The organism is Acidimicrobiales bacterium (assembly GCA_035536915.1).
Lineage (GTDB): Bacteria > Actinomycetota > Acidimicrobiia > Acidimicrobiales > JAHWLA01 > JAHWLA01.
This window is the reverse complement of sequence record DATLNE010000029.1, coordinates 42,133-60,478: the sequence shown is the minus strand read 5'-3', so window position 1 is coordinate 60,478 and position 18,346 is coordinate 42,133. Positions and strand designations below refer to the sequence as shown.

Below are 18,346 nucleotides of genomic sequence, written 5' to 3'. Positions count from 1 at the left end.
GTCCAGGCGCCCCTCGACTTCCCGGGCCACGTCGACCGGTGCTGCCGGGTCCTCGTACGCCGTCCACGGCTGCATTGCGATCAGGGCCCGGCGCCGCCCGAGGTCGACGACGAGGTTGCTGGCCACCCGGTCCGCCCACGGGTACAGGTCCGTCGGCGAGGCGAACGGCACGTTGTGCTCGACCGCTCGCCGGGCGACGTCCTGTGTGATGTCCTCGCTCGTCCAGCGGTCCACCCCGCGGGAACGCAGCGCCCACAACAGCCGGCGCGCCACGCTCGGCCACGCTCCCGCGAGGCCCGATGGAATCATGCCCTCGGCGCCCACGAGGGGTGCCATAGACAGAGAGGACTCCCATGAGGTCGAAGCTGTTTCGGCGGTCATCGTTCGTGTTGGCCTGTACCTGTGCCCTCGGCGCTGGGACGAGGGCGATCCCGATGAGTAGTGACGAACCTACGTCACTCGCGGGCTCGTGTGTCACCCAAACGGTCTACGTCGGTAATCCGCCCCTCCAAGTCACAGTGTGCACACCCTGGGTCTAGGCACCTTCGGGAGGCCCGAGCACACGCTGCGACGCACTCCGGAGAAATTTTCTGACACAAACAGATTGTTTCGTCGTAGTCTAGGTTGAGCATGGTGTTGGGTGACGCGTCACCCAACAGAGGCACTAGCGGTTGCAGCGCAGAAGGCGTGGTTTGGCCCCCGCCCCCCGGGGGACCGGACCACCCAGTCAGCGTGATTGCAACATCGGCCGCAGTCGGAAAATGGATGCCACCCCCGTTTCGTAATCCACGTCGCGGGGGTGGCATCTGCCGTTGACCGCTGGAGCAGCGAGCCCGCCCAAGTGACCAGATACCACTCGGACAAGGGTCGTCGACCCCTTACCTGGGATGAGCGCCGGGACCAAATCCTGGCGACCACGGGTTCCGGCTGGGATTACGACGCATGGAATCATGAGCGGGACCGCCGCGTGACTCGGCGTATCGAGGAAGTGAACGAGTTCCTCCGCGTGCAGCTCTTATTGAGTCATCGCCCACTGGCTGGCAGAGCGCTGAGACTGGCCGATGTGCTTCGGTTCGCGAATCGGGCGGCGGTGCACCCGGTAGAGATGTGGCGCCCCTTCGCCGCCGCCGACTACGAGCGGCTGGACCGCAAGCCCCCCGCGACACCCACGTGGCCTAACGGTGGACCGCCCGGCGCGTCTGCGCGCGAGCGCCTTGGCACAGTTCTAGAAACACTTCGCCGCTTTACAGGCGCATCATTGGAGACGGTAGGACGGGAGATCGGTCGCACATTTTCCCACGTACGCAATGTAGAACGAGCTCGATTTGATGTCGCTGTCGCTGACATCGTCCTGATGTCGGACGCGTACTGCGTGTGCGTCTCAACGGTTTTGTTTCTCTCCGAAATAGACGGCTGACCGTCTCGGGAGGCGTGAGTCCGCCACGCTCCCGTCCAATGCGCGGTCTTCATGGGCCGGTTTTGCGCCCGCACGCGTCAATTCGTCCCGGCTCTCGGCCGCCCCCGTCCAGTGCGCGCATGGCTCCGCTGCAGGCGGAAAGGGAGTGCTCCCTACCGGCCCGTCATAGCCGCATCGACCGCTTGGTTCGTACGCCGTAGCCAGGCGAGGTGTCTCATCGCGTCAGGAAGGAGGTGTCCCTCTGAGCAGCGACGCACCACCACGGCCTTGGGACTTCGCTTTGGTGGTCGGCGCCCTCTATCTCCCTCCCCGCATCACCTTGTTCGTATCGCAGAAGCCGACTTCGACGCCCATGGTGAAGTGGTCGACCAATGCGGTGTAGTCACCGATCTTCCACAGCCCGCGGTGTGGCGGGTAGCCGGGGAGGCCCGTGGCTTCGGCTGTGGTGAGCCCGAAGCGGCTGAGGTCGGCCGCTTGGTCGTGGTTCTGATGGAGGTACACCCGAACGGGCGTGGTATTGAGGAGGGCTTCGGTCTTCTTGACCGCGGCGCTCGAGTCGTCGAAGAACGCTCGGAGCTCGGACAGGGCGTGGAGAATGAGGACGTTGCCACTCCCGAATTGGCGTCCCACCTTCCAGCAGTCGAGGAGATAGGCGACCATGGCCTCGTTCTGAAGAGCCTTGTAGCTCTCGTCGATGACGTTGAGCTTCAGGCGGTCGGTGCGCCCGTGCATGAGGGCCTGGCCCCACCCGGCTCCGCAGATCATGGCCAGCTCCAGCGGGATGGGCTGGTCGAGCACGGCCGAGAGGTTCAGCACGACGCCGGCCGAGCTGTCCCAGTCGATGGCCACGTTGGTGGGACCGTCGAACATCCCCTTGTAGTGGTGGTCGAGGAGCATGGCGCAGGCGTCGAGCATCGGGCGGCAACGCACCCGCAGCTCCTCAGGCGAAGTGTCGAGGTCGGCGGCCATGTCGTGGCTGGGATTGGCCAGCGCCGCGCGCAGGTCGAAGAGAGTGGGAGGTGTAAGCCGTCCTCGACTGAGGCGCTCGAGCACATAGCCCAGGACGCGGTTCTCGCTCACGTCCAGCGAGCGGGCGAGCATGACGGAGAGGAGGGCAGCCACGACCGGCGCCTGCTTGCGGGCCAGGTCCTCGGCGCTGAGCGAGTAGCAACCGGGGCCCGGGTCGAGGGGATTGATCCGGGCGGGGCCGCCCGGATGCAGGTCGACCACGGTCAGACCGAGAAGACGGGCCAGTGCAGTCCACTCGCCCTTGGCGTCGAGGATGAACACGAACCGACCGCGGTCGTAAGGGCCCCGCAGGATCGAGGAGCGGAACATGTAGGTCTTGACGAGGGCGGACTTGCCGAACCCGCCCGCGCCGGTGACGAACATGTTGGGGGCAGTAATGAGTCCCTGGCTGTGGGCCTCGAAGAGGTCGAAGAAGAAGCCGCCGCCGCCGCTCAGCCGGTTGAGGCCCATGAAGGCGCCCCGGACCCCCAGCCCGGCCTCGACCGCGAACGGGTAGGCGGCGGCCAGGTGGTAGGTGGTGGTGACGTTGCGAGGCAGGGTGAGCCGTTGTCGGGCAAGGAGGTTCGTGCCCGTCGAGGGCAGCCGTTCCTTACGTTGGCCGTTCCAAATCCGCTCACGTGCCTGGACCTGGGGCGACGTGGTGTCAGTCGCCGCCGGCATCAGCGGCCTCCCCTCGCCCGTTTCGACAGGTCCGCCAACGGCCGTCGGCGAAGGCGAAGGCGAAGGCGAAGGCGCAGATGGTGCTCGACACCACGACACCCCGCTGACGGTGCACGACGGCGGTGGCGAGCCAAAAGGGTGGGGACGCCAGGCCGACGACGTCGCCGGTGGGACGTTGCCGGGCCAGCCGCGCCACGGTGACGGCAGCCAGGGTGGGGATCACAACCTGGGCGACGAGGTCCACCGTCATCGGTGCTCACCCAACGAGGCCGCCCACAAGGTCCCGATCGGGAGCCCGGCCGATCGGAAGCGAACACGCCCAAGCGGCGTCGTGGCGTCCGTCGAGCGCACGGATATCCAGCCCGCACGCAGCGGCCACGTCGATGTAGGCGTTGGAGAGCTCGTCCAGTTCCTCCAGCGTTCGGGCGGACACGTCGATCAGAGCCAGGTAGCGGTACTCGGCGAAGCCCGAGTTCAGTTCCGCCTCCCGGCGGTCGAGGTCGGCTTGGGCCCGCTGCAACTCCAGCGGCACCCGGAAGTCGTGGCGGGCCCGGTTGTGGATGTCGCCCTGCACCCGGACCGCGTCACGGGTGATCTGGCGGCGGCTCGCCCGCGGCGACACCGGCTCCATCACCATCGTGACGGTGCGGGTACCGGCGGTGTCCAGCAGCAGCGGTTCGAGCCAGCGGGGACCGACCTCGAGGGTGGGCCAGCGCGACACCCAGAAGCTGCGGTGCAGAGCGCCGTCCACCCGGACGTGGTCCCAGGCTGTCTCCAAGGCCAACGGAACCGCGTGGACCACAGGCACCAGTCCGGCCCGCACGTCCAGCGGCAGCGACATCCCGCGCCGCCGCACCACCTCGGGGTCGCCGCCCAAGCGCACGGCGTCGGCCAACTCGGCACCGCCGAGCGGGTCGGCGACGACCAGGCCGGCGTCGCGGCAGCGGTCGGCCAGGGAGCGCAGCACGGACAGGGCCACCTCGGTGGCGTCCCGCCGGCCGCCGCCGCGTCGGTACCCTCGCCCCATCCGTCGGGGGTCGACGGTGATGGTGACGCGCAGGTCGTGGCGGGCCACCGCCACCCCCTGGCTGTCGAGCAAGGCCCGGTAGTGCGACGCCGCGGGGGCGTCGGAGTCGACGTTGGACGCGAGCCACGTCAGGTGCTCCGACAGCGGAGCCGGGCAGGACCACTCGTGCCAGGCCAGGCGCACCACCGGCGAGAACTCCCGGGCGAAGGGGGCCAGGACCCGGCTCCCCCAGGCGAAGATGCAGCCGTGCTGGTCGGCCTCGTCGACCAACTGGAACTCCGCTCCCTTCACGTTCAACACGCCGGTGAGGGTCCCCGTCCGCCGGTCTCGAACGAGACCCAGAGGGGCCACGGTGCGCCGTCGGCCCGCCCAGTCGGGACGGTCCAGGGCCAGGATCTCCAGGCCCTCCAGACAGGATGGGAGCGCAACGGTGCCGGTCGTGGTGCCGTCGGCACTCAGCAACGGGAGACGGCAGTACCAGCGGTTCTGGCCGGTGGCTGCACGCCACCCGAAGTGGGCGGCGGTGGGAACCGCCTCGTAGACGGGGCGCCCTCGCCACTGGCCGAAGGCCATGACCGCGGCCGCCGCGGGCACGGCCACGGCAAGGAAAACGCGGGCGGCGGTAGGGGGACCGGCGGTCAGCACCTTGACCGCCACCAGCACGGCAGCGCTGGCCAAGCCGAGTTGCACGACGGTCAGGCCGAAGACGGCCGTGCCTCTGCTGCGGGCAGAGAGCCGGTAGCGCGGCTGGTCGCCCATCCCTCATTCCTCCTCGGGGCGGAACGACCACCCCCCGCCCCCGTGGGCGGAGTCGGGGCTCTCGGCAGATTGGGACTGCGCCACCGCGCGCTTCGTCACGCGGTCCTTCACGGGTTTGGCTCCGGCGGCGGCAACGACAACGGGGGCCGCTGCCGCTGCCCCGCCGGCCGCACCCACCGAACCACCGGCAGCCGTCGCACCGCCCGACCCGGCCTTACTGCCGATACCAGCGGCCTCCGCGCCGCCACCACTGAGGCCGCCGGGAGTTCCCAGCGAGGCCGACGGCAAGTCCGCCAGGGCGGGGTGCTCATCGCCTTTGGCCTGTCCGGGACCGGAGCCGCCACCCGAGCCGCCGCGAAGGGACCGCAGCGTCGTGGCCGTGTGGGCGGCGGTCATGGCCGCCCGGCTCGGCATCCGGGACAAGCCGTGGGCAACGGTGGCCGCCTCCACCACCGGGATCAGTCGCCACACCACGAAGGGGGCGAACACAGCCACGGCCAGGATCGCCCCTCCCGCGATCATCTGGCCCATCGACTGCCCGCCCGGGACCACCCGCTCGGAGTGGGCCTTGAACATGTCGATGCCCAACGCCAGCGCCACCCAGATGGCCAGCTTCGAGACCACCAAGGCGACGACGAGCTCCACCGCCTTGCGCGCCGCGCCCCTCGCTGCCGGCCACACCATGGCCGCAAACGACAACGGCGAGAGCGCGACCACCAGCGTGACCAACGCGGCGCGCACCACCAATTCGGCGTAGATGACCACGGCGGCAACAAAGGCGAACAGCAGGAGCAGGATCGCGGGGATGCCGACGCGCCCCTGGTCAACCACGTAGATCTTGGCGATCGTGGCCAGGGTCGACCCGGAGGGAAGGAGCGACGCGCACACCGCGTCGACAAGTTCGACCATCTGGCCCACCAGCCAGGGGAATCCGAAGATGGCCAGCACGGCTAGCGGCACGTTGCGCAGCGTCCGGCCGATCATGGCCAGCACGTCCCCGGCCACCACGCCCTGGATGACGCCCAGGAAGATGAACAGGACCATGAGCAGCGCGGCGAGCTGGGCCACCCGGTGGTAGGTCCCGCCCTCGCCGACGAACGACCCGACGGTGACCTGAGGACTGGACGAGGTGGTGAGGAACTCCGACACCTCGGTCAAAAGTCGGCCGACGGCGTCGGCGATGCCGGAGCCGATCGCGTCGAGGACGGCGCCCGCCACCCCTGCCGCTGCCCCACCCACCGCGCCCGCCACCGACCCCACGACCTTGACCGCGGCCCCTACCCCGGGGATGGCCTGGACCACGCCGCCCACGTCGGGCACGCACCCCAACGGCGTGCAGGCCGCCTCGACGGGGCTGACCGCGGTCATAGTGAAGGTGAGGACGGCGGCTACCGACACCACCAGCACGGCAACCGGGCGCGGCACGGACACGACCCGGCTCATGTGGCGGGCCGCCAGTCGGCAAACCCGTCGAGGCGGGCTACGAGCGTGTCCACGGTGGAGGGGGCATCCCGCAACAGCGGCGATGGGCCCGGTGTCTCGGCGGTGCGGTCCAGCCGCCAACGGTCGTCCTCCAGCACGAGGCCGACCGTGATGGTCGAGAAGGTGGCCATGGCGTTGCTGTCGACACCGGCCTGGCCGGCCACGAGCATGACCCAAGCGCTCACCTCGGCCCGCGGTGGCGCGTGCGACACGAGCTTGGCGGCGAGCACGCTCTGGCGGTAGACGGGACGGCCCGCCAGCCCTGCCACTTGGCGCTGGAGCGGCACCAGTTCGGTCTCGATGGCCGCGCCGAGCGCCGGCACGTAGGCGCGGGAGGCGACATCGTCCACCACGGCCTTGGCCTCGACCGGTTCGAGCGGGAACAGCTCGGCCATCAAGGTGGCGTAGCGGACGCCTGCCTCGAGGGCGCCGTCCGGCGACGCCGGCTGATCGGCACTGACGGCAGCGGGGGGCACCTGGGGCACCTGGGGCGCCCCGGCATCGGGCGAGGACGAGGCCCCCAGCATCCGGCCGACGACGAGCACGGCGAGGCCGACTCCAAGGGCGATCGCGACGCGGCGAGAGCGAGTCCGGCTCATGCCGTCAGCCGTTGAACATGGAGTTGACGATGGGACCGGCGCTGGCCACCACCAACGCTCCGATGGCACCGCCCAGCACCAGCTGCATCCCCTTGTTGGCACCGCCGTAGCTGCCGAAGTGCTTGCTCAGTCCCCAGGCGCCGCCGCCGGCAATGATGGACGCCAGGCACGCCCACAGGGCGAACTGGCCGCCCCAGTTGAGCCAGCGTTGGATCTTGTCGCCGAAGGCCAGGCCCGTGGCGGTCGGCTCCACCTTCACGTCATCGGCCCACGTCGGCGCGGCCGTCATCAGGACGACCACGAGCCCCAGGGTCGTCGCGCGTAGGCCGCGGGCGACGTAGCGCCTCAGACGGCGCGCGCGGCCGGCGAGCAGGCGTGTCCAGTCGAGCTCCATGACCAGCATCCCTTCTGTCGATGGATGGCGGTTGGGCTCGCCTTGCAAACCCAACTGTGCCGGTACTGGCTCGCTGCGGTCCCGACCGGAAAGGCGGGTTCGACGTTCCGCTCGGCACCCGACCGGGGGCCGTACGGCGGACATGAGGCGCATCGCGACGGTGGTCCTGGGAGCCGTTGTCGTGCTGGCCCCCGCTTCGCACCTCTCCGGCGGCCGCCACGCCACCGAGCAGACGACGCCCGCGCCAGCCGAGTCCGCGACGACGGAGACCGTGCGCGGCGGCTCCTCCCCGGCCGCGTCGACGAAGCTGCTGCGGAACACCGACGGCGCAACGGCCACCGTGGCTCGGCGATGGGTCACGGCGATGTGGACCCGACAGCCGGGCGACGGGCCCTTCGACTGGCTCGACCGGGTGGCGGAGATCACCGATCCCGACCTCGAAGCCGAACTGCGCTCGGCTCGACCCTGGATCGGCGACGCCACCGCCACCGCCACCGTCGAGGTCGGCGGCGTCTACCCCGACGCCCCTGACCCGGCCACGCTCACCGTCACCTGCGTGGTCCACCGGGTCACGGCCGGAGGCCGCCACGACGAAGCCTGCGTCGCCACCGTCACCGTGGCGCCGTCACCGGACGGCCGGCTCGTGGTGGTGGCCGTCCGGTGAAGACCCTCGGCGGTGTCCTGGTGGCAATCGCGGCGGCCGTCCTGGCCATTCCGTTCCTGGTCGTCGGCGCCGTCGGTTCCGGTGCCGGTGCCGCCCCGGCGAGTCCGGCCAGCGCCATGGCGGACGCCGAGATTCCGCCTGTGCTTGTGCCGCACTACCAGGCCGCGCCAGCGTGCACCGGCCTCGCGTGGCAAGTGGTGGCGGCGGTGGGCTGGGTGGAGTCCCGCCACGGCCGCGCCCGACGTGATCCCGCCACCGGCGAGTGGACCGGGATCGACGCCGACACCGGCGCCACCGCCTCGCGAATCGTCGGTCCTGCCCTCGACGGCTCGGCGGGCACTCGAGCCATCCCGGCCACCCCGGAGAGCACCGCGCAGACCGGCGACGCTCGCTGGGACCACGCGGTGGGGCCCATGCAGTTCCTCACCTCGACCTTCGCCGCGTGGGCCACCGACGCCAACGGCGACGGCAAGGCCGATCCCCACAACGCCTACGACGCCATCGCCACCGCCGGCCGTTATCTCTGCGGCGGGAGGGCCGAGCTCGGGCCCCTCGATCGCGCCCTGCGCCGCTACAACAACTCGGCCGCCTACGTGGCCGAGGTCGAAACCAAGGCAATCGCCTATGGGATGACGCCGTGGGGAGGTGCCCCCCTCGGCACCGGGGCACCGTCCGTGGCCGGTGTCGTGTGGGCGGGCGTCGATCTCGCCGCGGTCCTCGAGTTCGCGCTGTCGCAGTTGGGCGAGCCCTACGAATGGGGCGCCGAGGGTCCCCACCGCTGGGACTGCTCGGGACTGACCCAGGCCGCCTACGCCGCGGTGGGCATCGACATCGGGCGAACCACAGTGCAGCAGGTGCACGCCGGCAGGGAAGTGGCCTGGCCGGATGAGCCGCTCCGTCCCGGCGATCTTGTGTTCACTCCGCGTGGGGACCGACCCAGCGGGCACGTCGGGCTCGCCCTCGACGCCCGGCACTGGGTCGTGGCCCCCCGCACCGGAGACGTCGTGCGCATCGCCACCATTCCAAGCACCGTCGACACGGTGCGCCGAATCGTCGAGTCGTAGGGGGTTCCCGCTGTGGCAAAACCACGCCGCGGCGACCGGGGTGGCCAGCTGGCGCTTCCGTTCCCCGAGGCCGCGTCCCCCCGTGCTCAGCCTCGCGTCGACGCCGGGCCGCTGGTCGCCCTCCACGGCGCGGTCCGACTCCTCCTCGGTGTCGCCGAGGGGCGGGTTGTCCCCTCGGATGAAGCCCTCGACGCCGTCCGGCACTCCCTCGACGTCCTCGCCGCCCACCGGCCGCGGGGCCGCCTGGGCCACGTCGTGCGCCGCTACCGGGCGAAGCCCCTGACCGACGTGTGCTGGGGCGAGCTGGTCGACGAACTCGCCTTCGTGCTCAGCCTCGCCCCCGACGGACCGCCCGACCCCGTACCGACCCGATTACGGAGGACCCGATGACCGCACCGCAGCTTCTGCCCGTTCCCGACGCCTTGCCGGCTCCCGAGAACGACGTGGGCGTGGTGGCCGGAGCCGACATCCTCGACGCGCTAGCCGACCACCACCACACGAGCGGCGACGAGGACGGGGGCGAGGTGCCCACGGGCATTCCCGTCCTCGACGGATCCGGCGGCGGGCTGGCCTTGGGTACCGCCACGATCGCCGTCGACCGGCCGGGCAGTCGCGGGCCCACCCGACTACTTCTGCGAGCGGCGCTGCACGCCGCCGGCCGGGAGCGGCCCACGCTCTTCTGCGCGCTCGACCTGCCCCGGCTCTCCTTCGCCCGTGCCCTGGCCGCTGCCGTCACCGAGGTCGACGAGCACCGACGAGTCTCCGAGCGGGCCCTTGACGAAGAGGCCCTGCGCGCCGCAGCCACGGAGCTGCGGCGACGGCCGCTGTTCGTGGTGGCGGGCGAAACCCTCACCACCTTCGACCTCCTGGCCATGGCCGACGCCAAGCTCGTCGAGTTCGTCGTCGTCGACAACTACGGCCTGCTGCTCCCCGACGGGTCGGCCTCCGACCTCAAGCGATGCGCCGTCGACCTGCACGCGGCCGTCCTCGCCTCAATCACCCTCGCGGGCGGCGGCGATGGAGCGCTCGATGTCCGAGCGTTGGGACCCGGCCTCGTCTCGGGGGCGGACACCGTCGTCGCCCCCGAATCCGACGACTGGCGTGTGCTCGTGACGCGGACCCACCCCGGCATCGACTGAGGCGTCCACCGCTCGTCTTGCCGCGGGTCCGGAGAGCCCGGACCCTTCTGCCGAATTCCTTGTTGACCGGCTCGCAAACTGCGGCACCTTGCCACCCCGCCGGCCGCCGCGCCGTCAATCACTGCACGACCGCTTCGCCCCAGCTTCTGCCGTCACGCGGTCCCGCCGGTACGTCGGCAATGGCAAGGTCACGAGTCCGGGTGGGCACCCAACGACGCCACGCTGTCGCGTCAGATCAGGTAGGCGACTGAGACCGAGATCGGGAGCGCCGCGACCGCTACAAGGATTCGTGTCCCTCGGGTCGATGCGAAGCGGCTGCCTGTGGCGAGGTCGTAGCCAGGAAACGTCAGGAAGAACCACCCCAGGAACCCGACATTGCGCACGCCTTCGGCAAGCTCGTGTTCGCGGCTGCCGAGCGCGTCGCCGAGCCGGTCACCGCAGAACGTCGTGACGACGGAGAACACGACCACGGCCACGACGCGGAGGAGGACGCGTCTCGGGGCGAGTCGGCTGACGTGTGGGCGTCCTTCGCGAGGCAGCGACCAGTCGGCGAAATGTGTCCCCCCGTCCACGGCCCGACCCTAGCGGAAGCCATGTCACAGGGCGACGACGCCAGGCCGAAACCGCGGCACTGCCTCGGGCCGCGCCCACTTGTCGAGGTACGGGCGCGGCGCGGCTCAGATCAGGTAGCTGACGAGAACCATGATCGGGAACGTGCAGACGGCGATCAAGGCCCATGTGCCAGCCGTTCGATAGGTGGGCTCGCCCGCTGGGCCTTCGAACTCGGCGAACAGTGCGAAGAACGCCAGGACTCTCACGCCGCGAACCTCCCTCCGCGAGCCAGTGGTCCCGGTCGCCGAGGGCGTCTCGAGCCTGTCCCCGCCGAAGGACACCCCTGCGTACAGAAGGCCGATTACCGCGAGCCACCGGGCGAGGCGCTGTCGCCCCGTTTGAGGGTCGGGCTTCACGTCGTCTCAGCGTTGTCGGCGCAGCGCAGCTCCGGTCTCCCCCGTCTGGGCACGGCGGCGGATGAGCACCAGCAGAGCGATGCCAACGCCCACCGCAATCGGGACTCCCACAATCAACTGGGTAACCAGGGACCAGTCGTCGGGCAACAACAACGACACCACGAGCACGACAACGAGGTTGACCGCGAAGTAGTGCCCGGGGAGTGCAGGTTGTTTACGTTCAGGCAACGGCGGCAGTTGTCCTCCGAGAGGTGCCGTGCCGATGCAGGCGGGGGACTGCCGTATCGGCTACCGGCGTTCTTATATGGCGTAGTGACGACCGTACTGGGGGCCTGTCCGCTGGGGCTCATGTGTAACCGCAACAGGTCCGCCGACCGCTGCCGCCCGGTGAGGCAAGAAGCGCAACGCTCACGCTCCCCGTACGGTGTCGGCGAACAGGATCGTGGCCGCACCTAGTCCACTAAGGCAGCCGGCACGTTGCGTCGAACCGAGCGACACCGAATCGGGTGCGCCGCGAGGGGGCCGACGCGGGACGGCCGCACCTCGCGACGCACGCGCAGATGGTGACGCACTCCACCGGACATCGCTCGGCGGGCGTCCATAAGCCCCCCGCTGCGCACCGCGAGGACGGTGTGTACCGCTCGGCCACGGAAGGGCCGCGCCCGGTCGAGTCACCTTCGGCAGACGCGACCCTGCTCGTCACCTGAGACCTGGCACGGCGGCGAGAGCAGGGCCGCATACGAGGGGCTCGTGGCGCCCTGCGTGTGTCGTCCTTTAAACGCACCTGCCGCCTCGCGCGGCACGTGCGTTTAGGCAAGGGATCGCGACCACAGCCCGACGGGTTCACCTCGCGCATCACTGCTCCGCTCCGAACAAGGTCCGATGCAACGGGGTCGCTGATGCGACCCCCGTTTCATCAGTCATGGGGGACGGCTCGGAGAAGCTCGTTGCGCAACCGGGCAATCTCGGGCGCGACCTCCTCGCCTCTCGCCGCCACCGCCCGTTCGTAGGCTTCGTACACGTCAAGGGCCCGGCGACGTTCTCCGCTCGCGGTCCACGCCTGCATCGACAACTCCGTCAACTGCTCGTGCAGGGGAATGACTCGCAGGCCCACGCCGGCGGCCTCGACGGCCCCACGCATGTCGCCGGCCTGGAGCCGCAGTTGTGCCAAGTCGAGGATCATGTCGACGACGTCCACCGACATGTCGGAGACGAGGTCGTCGGCCCAGAGCCACGGGCTGCCCTCGAAGGGGATGCCGCGCACCAGTTCGAGGCCCTCGGCCAGCACGGCGGCGCGCTCGTCCGGTCCCAGTTGCCTGGCGTAGGCGATTCGGGCACGCAACAGGTCGACGTCGGTTACCACCAGCGGGTCCAGTTCGAGTTCCTGCTGTCGGTGCGGAATCCACTGCTCGTTCGGTGGATCACCGGCCACGTTGCGCAGGAGGATGCGCGCCGAGGTGATGACGTTGCGGATGCTGCGCGGGTCGATGGCCCGCCCCGACCACAGGGCGTCGATCGCTCGCGTGCGGGTGGCGCGGCCCCGATTGGTAGCAAGCCACGCCACCAGTTCCAACGGCTGGTTGCGGTCCACCGGCTGCGGGACCCTGCTGCTGTCCACGATGTCGACTGGGCCCAGCACGCGCACCATGGCCTGCCATTCCGGCTCTCGGGCGGCGGCCGGTGGCGGGTCCGGCTGTACGTGACCGACGTGCCCGTTCGGCGAGGTCGCCACCGGCTCTACCACCGCGACGTCGACCGGCGCGGCGTCGGCCTCAGCCAGGTACCCGGCCAGTTCCTTCAGTTCTTCGGCGGCGATCCCGACCGGTCGGACCCGCACACCGAGCGGGTTCAGACGCCACCAACCCGGCGGCTCGTCCGCGGCCAGCGTCCAACGGGGCGCCGTCCCGGCCTTGACTACGGCAGCACCCCTGCCGCCCTCAACGCCGAGCGACGTCAGGCGTTCGTCCTCCTCCGGGGAAAGATCGCCGGCGGCCACGATCACCACCGCCGGCTCCCAGCCCTCCTCGGGCACGAGGCCGCGGAGGCGGAACGACGACCCCGCCGCCTCGGCGTCGACCGCTTCGGCAACAGGCCCGGCGGTCGACTCGGCCTCGCTCAACACGGCATCGACCGAGCGGCCCACCACCAGCCGGAGCCTGTCCTGCGTGTCGAGGCCGAGCGGGTCGAAGCCGTAGGTCAGTACCCGGCAGTACGCGGCCGCGGGCGACACGACCAGGGTGGCGGTCAGGGCCCGGGCGATCTGACGCACCGCCTCCGGGTTACCGTCCAGGCCCAGGATTCCGAGCGCCTCCAGGTCGACGAACAGCTCGGCCTCGTCGTCGGTGGTGCCCATCTGCACGAGTGCCGGGCAGGGAACCAGTGCGGTCCCGTCATCCGTAAGAGGAGCGTCGGCGGTCAGGGTCCAGATCGTTCCGCCCGCGCGCGCCTCCCACGGCACATAGGCCGTCTCGACGGGTTCCGCCAGGAACACCTCGATACGGCTGTCCTCGGGGTGACGCAGGATCACCTGGGGCACCGGTTCCGACGTCTGACGCGCGCTCTCTCTCGGTACCCTATGGCCGCTTCGCCGAGAACGGTTCCCTCGATCGAGTTCGGCTTTGGTCGCCAGGTGGCGCAGCGCGGCGTCAAGCCGAGCGAGGCCGGAGACATCAGCGTTGCCTCGCACTGCACGCGCCATCGGCTCAACGGTCGGGTCGGGCGGTGCGAACCCTTGCCCGGCCCGCGTGCGGCGAAGCTGCCGAGCGCGGCGGAGGCGCCTCCAGATCAACGCCCACGTTGCAAGCGCAGTGGCCCCGAGCAGTCCCGGTCGGAGCGCTCTCCCCGGTACGAACCCGTCAGCCTCGTCCTCACTCGGTTTTGGCCGCGACTCCCCCGCCGGCTGACCTTGCGATCCAGCTGCGGCCTCTTCGCGAGGAGGTGGCGACGGAGGAGCAGGCGTTGCTCCCGACTTGCCGACCACGCCGTCACCCGACGCGTCACGCGAATCGTGATCTTCGGCGGCCGCGCCCGAGAAGGTGGAAGGCGTGGCAGACGTGGGCGGCACAGGGGACTCTGGCGGCTCCGGAGCAGTAGTCGTAGTCGTAGCGGCGAATGCTTCGTTGGCCGCCGTAACGCTGTTGCTATCCGGTGGACTCGGCGCTACGTCGCAGAGCGCGGCGTCAGTGCCATACGACTCCTGCTCCGCCATGGTTGGGCGCGGAGGCTGCTCTGAAGGGGTTGGGATGGGTGCTCCCACCTCCGGGGAAACCTTGATGGGCTTTAGCAGAGTCCACCCTGGGTGCACCCTGTCGGGATCGACATACTTCCCGCCGTATGACGGCTGGGGTCGCCCCAGGTTCCGATCGACGATGGCGTCCGTGACTTCAGCGATCCGCAGTCGGCTCGCGCCCGGCAGCAGATCCTCGGCGATCTTCCACGGGTACTCGCCCGGCCGTACCGTGTGAAGTTCCCACCCCGCAGGAACATCGGCGTTGGGGGGAGGCTGTGGCTCCGATGCGAGCGCCGCGCTTGAGCGTCCCTCGATTGCGACTACCGGGGCCTGATCGGGAACCGCGGCACTCAGGGGCATCTGTCGAAGGGAGGCAAATACCACTGCGGCCGCGGCGACGATGGGCCGAGCCACGGGTCGAATCGGCCGGAGAACGGAAGGCGTGCGCCTCCATCCAGCCACCCACGAGAGGGCCTCGTATGCCACCGCGAGGACCACCCATGCGATCGCGACCCAGAACATCGTGGTGAGCCCGTGCAGCACCCCCTCGTCCGTAACTACGGCCCGCCCGGCGAGTATGTCCTGTGCGTGGTCCAGGCTCGGAGGCGAGTGCGGGCCACCAGCGTTCGCCACGACCCAGGCGGGGACTGCACCGAGGACCAAGATGGCCGTCGCCAGCGTTCCGATCGCTCTACGGGTCGACGGCCGGATGCTCACGGCGCCGCCTCGGTGACCCCACGGATGGGCTCGGCGACACCGGTGGCACGAATGTTCTTGCCCTGAAACCCGAAGACAGCGAGCAGGCGGGGCCGCCCGAACCCCCGAACTTCGACTGTGACGCGCTCCGCCGTGGCGGTGACAGTTCCGCTCCATCCTGCGTGAGTCAGGTACCGCTCGGCGGCGGCCTTCGCGGCCTCCGGATCTAGCTCCAACCGTCCCGCCCGGTGCGCGGCTGGCGAAATCTCATCCGCCCCGCCACGAGCCGCTGCGTGGGCAACTGCAAACGCGCGGCCCCTGTCAGCGAGGAGGAGAGTCGGGTCAAGCACAAAGCCGGCAATGAGGAACACCAACGGAAGGACCAGCAGCACGACAATGACGATCGACCCCTCTTCGCTGTCCCTCGAACGTGCCATTACACCGCCTGGTACTGACTGATCTGCTCGGTAAACGAAGCGGCGAGGCGTTTGGTCCCTGGAACGCCTAAGAGACCCAGGTCGCTCACCCGAACGTCGCAGGTCACAGAGACGCCGACAGAGCCGCCGGGTACGAAGTTCTCGGTATGCACCACCACGTCAAGGTCCGTGCACACCAATCCACGATCGGTGACCGTTCGGCGCGCGGCCTCGGCGGCAGCCTCGTGCGCCCGCTCCGGGCTCACGACCGATGCCGATCGGGCTGCTATCCGCGCCGCATCGTCGACCTCGAGCCTCCCGGTTCCGACACGACCGACGAAGACGACGTAGATGAGCCCCAACACGATGACGGGAAAGGCCAAGACCAGCTCGATTCCCGCTGATCCTTCCTCGGTTCTCACCGCTCAGTCTCCGAGCGGAACCGTTCAACGACGGCCTCTGCGCTACCCCCCACATCGAGTGAGACAAAGGGCACCAGGCGAACGGCCTGTCCCCGGACGTCGACTCGCACGTACTCACCGGCGACAGCAACAGACGCAGTGGGGTTGCGAAGCATTCGCGATGCCTGCTGCTCGACGAACGCCAGCGCGACGACTTCGCCTTCCGCCGGCGGCACCTCGGGGTAGCTGGCCGCTACCGCTCCCTGTCGCGCCGCGACCTTCGCCGCGGTGTTGGCGTGGTACCAGAGGCCGAACTGCAACAGCGTGGGCACCACCACGATCAGAATGAACGGCATGACGAGGGTGCCCTCGATCAGCGCCGAGCCTTCCTCGTTCCGGCGCACGATGCGCTGCCTCACTCGGTCGGGGTGCTCTCTGCCTTCGTCTTCATCTTCAACACGAAGATCCCGGCGACCACGATCACACCGGCTGCGATCAAGGCGTACCAGAGCACGTTGTCGATAGCGCCACGTTCGTCCCGCTCCATGCCAGCGATGCGGTCCGCGATCATCCGTACAAACAACATCGCTAGCCCCAGGGGCATCATCGCTTTCCTCCTCCTGACCGCTGCCAACTTCCCATTTCGTAACCTCCACGCTCAGTTCAGATCGCCTGCGCCTGCGTCACGGCTGGAATGGCCAGGAACGCGACCACCGGGAAGAGGACCATGGCGACTAGCGCCACGTCCATATCCTCCAGAGCCTTGCTGCTGCGCTCCTTCGCCGTCGCGACTACGCCGTCCTGCATCGACTGCGCCTTGGAGATCAGCGCGTCGGCAATTCCTGCTCCGCTCTCGCCACCAGCGGCGAGCGTTGCGGCAATGGACCGCAGATCGTCGCTTCCCAGCTCTTGACCGAGGCGGTCGAGGTGATCCGCGATGTCCTCTTGGAGGGCCCACGCCTCCCAGTGCGCCGCGCGGAGCTCGGCGAATGCCCAACCGCTCCCGGAGCTCGCCGCGTCCTCGACGGCTTGCTCACGCGACCTGCCGGACTTCATGGACGAGGCCGCGGCGTAGAGGAATGAGATGAGCGCGTATCGAAGCGACTCGCGCCGCTGAGCAGCCCGCGTTTTGAGGGTCCGACTCGGATAGGCGAAGCCCAGGAGGCCCAGGGCAGGACTGGTCCAGACCGGCAGCAGCAGCGAGAGCGGCGTACCCAAGGCGAACGCCAGTGCCGCCAAAGTCGGGAGTGCCAGCACGCCTACAGCGAATCCAAGGAACCGTCGCGACAGGTGCTGCTCGATCGTTTCCTCCACCAAGCGAAGGTCGACGGAGAAACGGCGCTGGACGCGGATCGGCAGGCCGAGCGCGTCACCCACGCGGCGGACGGCTCGTTCTGCTCCACGGAGGGAAGGCCCTGTCTCGTTGCTCGCGGACCCTTCGATGATGGCCAGCGCGCGAGCCAGTGGCGGCAGGGGCGGTGTCACCGCATCCTTCAGATAGAAGAATCCGACACCTAGCAGCGCAAGGACGGTCGCCGCCCCGATCGTGCCCGACGCCGCCGCCCAGTCAATGAAATGGAGCGATCCCCTGACAAGCACCGCAACCAGCGCGAGTGCACCGGTCACAAGTCCGATCGGCGCCAAAGCGATGGACATCTGTGGGCCTCGTAATGGGGGTTCCACCGTTCCCAGCACCCGCTCCGGTTCGACTGGCCGAGCGATCGACCCGACGACTCCGACCCCGGCGACGAACCACGCCACCAAGCCGGCAAGCACGACTTGGCCGATGAGGGTGCTGTAGAACCGCGCCAAGTCAGGGCTCGCGACCGCGAGGTAGACCGCCAGCGCAGCGAAGATCCCAGACGCCCAGGCGATGGACCTGCGGGGCTTGGCCTGCACGGCGTCGAACTCGGCCTCCATCGCGGCGGTCCGTCGCATTGCTGCCGCCAGGATGCCGAGGACCTCAGCGAGGTTCTCCCCCTGTCCTTCCGCTGCCCTGATGAGGTTGAGGATGACCACGTCTCCATCCCGGTCCCCGAGGGCGACGCCGAGCCTTTCGAGAGCGACGGCAGGCCCCGCGTGTTCCCGCCGCGCTTCCGCCTCGAGCAGGAGCGGCCGTATCCGAGGCGGCGCCGCCATGGCGGCACGCGGCAGTGCCTCCTCGATCGAGTGCCCCGCCCGCGTCAAGTCGCGGAGCGTCTCCGCCCACGACGCTATGGCGAGCTTCATCTCTCGCTGTTCTAGAGATTCACGGCGTCGGCGCGCCGCCGTCTCCATTCGCCGCATCGCCACCCAAGCGGCAGCCGCCGCAACAGGCCATCTCGTGACCACGCCAGCGGCGGTGGCAAGGCTCGCCGAGCGGAGAGCGTCGGGTCCCAGGCGAGGCAGCCGAATCCGTCCAG

General features: G+C 69.6%; 20 protein-coding genes. 4 read left to right on the top strand and 16 right to left on the bottom strand.

Annotation, left to right across the window (positions count from 1 at the left end):
• The 7 genes from VM938_07270 to VM938_07240 form a co-directional block, all read right to left on the bottom strand.
• On the bottom strand, positions 1-273 hold a 273-nt coding region (locus tag VM938_07270), incomplete at its 3' end, for a hypothetical protein (GenBank protein HVF74832.1).
• A 1,441-nt stretch (positions 274-1,714) separates the two neighbouring features.
• Positions 1,715-3,106, bottom strand: a complete 1,392-nt coding sequence (locus VM938_07265) for a hypothetical protein (protein ID HVF74831.1) — start codon at positions 3,104-3,106, stop codon at positions 1,715-1,717.
• Positions 3,090-3,356, bottom strand: coding sequence for a hypothetical protein (locus VM938_07260; GenBank protein HVF74830.1), 267 nt, complete (start codon positions 3,354-3,356; stop codon positions 3,090-3,092). The genes VM938_07265 and VM938_07260 overlap by 17 nt, the downstream gene beginning before the upstream one ends.
• A 6-nt stretch (positions 3,357-3,362) precedes the next feature.
• Entirely contained in the window at positions 3,363-4,892 is a 1,530-nt protein-coding gene (locus VM938_07255) for an SCO6880 family protein (protein HVF74829.1), read from the bottom strand.
• A gap of 3 nt (positions 4,893-4,895) precedes the next feature.
• On the bottom strand, positions 4,896-6,323 hold the full coding sequence (locus VM938_07250) for a hypothetical protein (protein HVF74828.1): 1,428 nt from the start codon (positions 6,321-6,323) through the stop codon (positions 4,896-4,898).
• An 8-nt stretch (positions 6,324-6,331) separates the two neighbouring features.
• Positions 6,332-6,973: a hypothetical protein gene (locus tag VM938_07245; protein HVF74827.1), complete on the bottom strand. Its 642-nt coding sequence runs from the start codon at positions 6,971-6,973 to the stop codon at positions 6,332-6,334.
• A gap of 4 nt (positions 6,974-6,977) precedes the next feature.
• Entirely contained in the window at positions 6,978-7,367 is a 390-nt protein-coding gene (locus VM938_07240) for a hypothetical protein (GenBank protein ID HVF74826.1), read from the bottom strand.
• A 142-nt stretch (positions 7,368-7,509) separates the two neighbouring features.
• Here VM938_07240 and VM938_07235 point away from each other — a divergent pair, with 142 nt between their 5' ends.
• From VM938_07235 to VM938_07220, 4 genes are read left to right on the top strand one after another with little or no spacing between them, the layout of a single operon-like run.
• Positions 7,510-8,031 (top strand): hypothetical protein, encoded by a 522-nt coding sequence (locus VM938_07235; protein HVF74825.1) that lies wholly within the window; start codon positions 7,510-7,512, stop codon positions 8,029-8,031.
• On the top strand, positions 8,028-9,095 hold the full coding sequence (locus tag VM938_07230) for a bifunctional lytic transglycosylase/C40 family peptidase (GenBank protein ID HVF74824.1): 1,068 nt from the start codon (positions 8,028-8,030) through the stop codon (positions 9,093-9,095). Before VM938_07235 ends, VM938_07230 begins: the two co-directional genes overlap by 4 nt.
• A 12-nt stretch (positions 9,096-9,107) precedes the next feature.
• On the top strand, positions 9,108-9,485 hold the full coding sequence (locus VM938_07225; protein HVF74823.1) for a hypothetical protein: 378 nt from the start codon (positions 9,108-9,110) through the stop codon (positions 9,483-9,485).
• Entirely contained in the window at positions 9,482-10,234 is a 753-nt protein-coding gene (locus tag VM938_07220) for a hypothetical protein (protein HVF74822.1), read from the top strand. Before VM938_07225 ends, VM938_07220 begins: the two co-directional genes overlap by 4 nt.
• Positions 10,235-10,464: 230 nt before the next feature.
• Here the strand turns inward: VM938_07220 and VM938_07215 are convergent, their stop codons facing one another.
• From VM938_07215 to VM938_07175, 9 genes are all read right to left on the bottom strand, one after another.
• Positions 10,465-10,710: a hypothetical protein gene (locus tag VM938_07215; protein HVF74821.1), complete on the bottom strand. Its 246-nt coding sequence runs from the start codon at positions 10,708-10,710 to the stop codon at positions 10,465-10,467.
• Between the two features lie 201 nt (positions 10,711-10,911).
• Complete coding sequence (locus VM938_07210) at positions 10,912-11,052, bottom strand: hypothetical protein (protein ID HVF74820.1); 141 nt, start codon at positions 11,050-11,052, stop codon at positions 10,912-10,914.
• Between the two features lie 156 nt (positions 11,053-11,208).
• Positions 11,209-11,430: a hypothetical protein gene (locus tag VM938_07205; GenBank protein ID HVF74819.1), complete on the bottom strand. Its 222-nt coding sequence runs from the start codon at positions 11,428-11,430 to the stop codon at positions 11,209-11,211.
• Between the two features lie 688 nt (positions 11,431-12,118).
• On the bottom strand, positions 12,119-13,900 hold the full coding sequence (locus VM938_07200; GenBank protein HVF74818.1) for a bacterial transcriptional activator domain-containing protein: 1,782 nt from the start codon (positions 13,898-13,900) through the stop codon (positions 12,119-12,121).
• Between the two features lie 1,244 nt (positions 13,901-15,144).
• Positions 15,145-15,564, bottom strand: a complete 420-nt coding sequence (locus VM938_07195) for a pilus assembly protein TadG-related protein (protein ID HVF74817.1) — start codon at positions 15,562-15,564, stop codon at positions 15,145-15,147.
• A complete protein-coding gene (locus VM938_07190; protein HVF74816.1) occupies positions 15,564-15,965 on the bottom strand; it encodes a TadE/TadG family type IV pilus assembly protein in 402 nt (133 codons plus the stop codon). Before VM938_07190 ends, VM938_07195 begins: the two co-directional genes overlap by 1 nt.
• Positions 15,962-16,363: a TadE family protein gene (locus VM938_07185; GenBank protein HVF74815.1), complete on the bottom strand. Its 402-nt coding sequence runs from the start codon at positions 16,361-16,363 to the stop codon at positions 15,962-15,964. The genes VM938_07190 and VM938_07185 overlap by 4 nt, the downstream gene beginning before the upstream one ends.
• Positions 16,360-16,551 (bottom strand): hypothetical protein, encoded by a 192-nt coding sequence (locus tag VM938_07180; GenBank protein ID HVF74814.1) that lies wholly within the window; start codon positions 16,549-16,551, stop codon positions 16,360-16,362. The genes VM938_07185 and VM938_07180 overlap by 4 nt, the downstream gene beginning before the upstream one ends.
• A 56-nt stretch (positions 16,552-16,607) precedes the next feature.
• Positions 16,608-18,221, bottom strand: coding sequence for a type II secretion system F family protein (locus VM938_07175; GenBank protein ID HVF74813.1), 1,614 nt, complete (start codon positions 18,219-18,221; stop codon positions 16,608-16,610).
• Positions 18,222-18,346 lie beyond the last annotated feature (125 nt).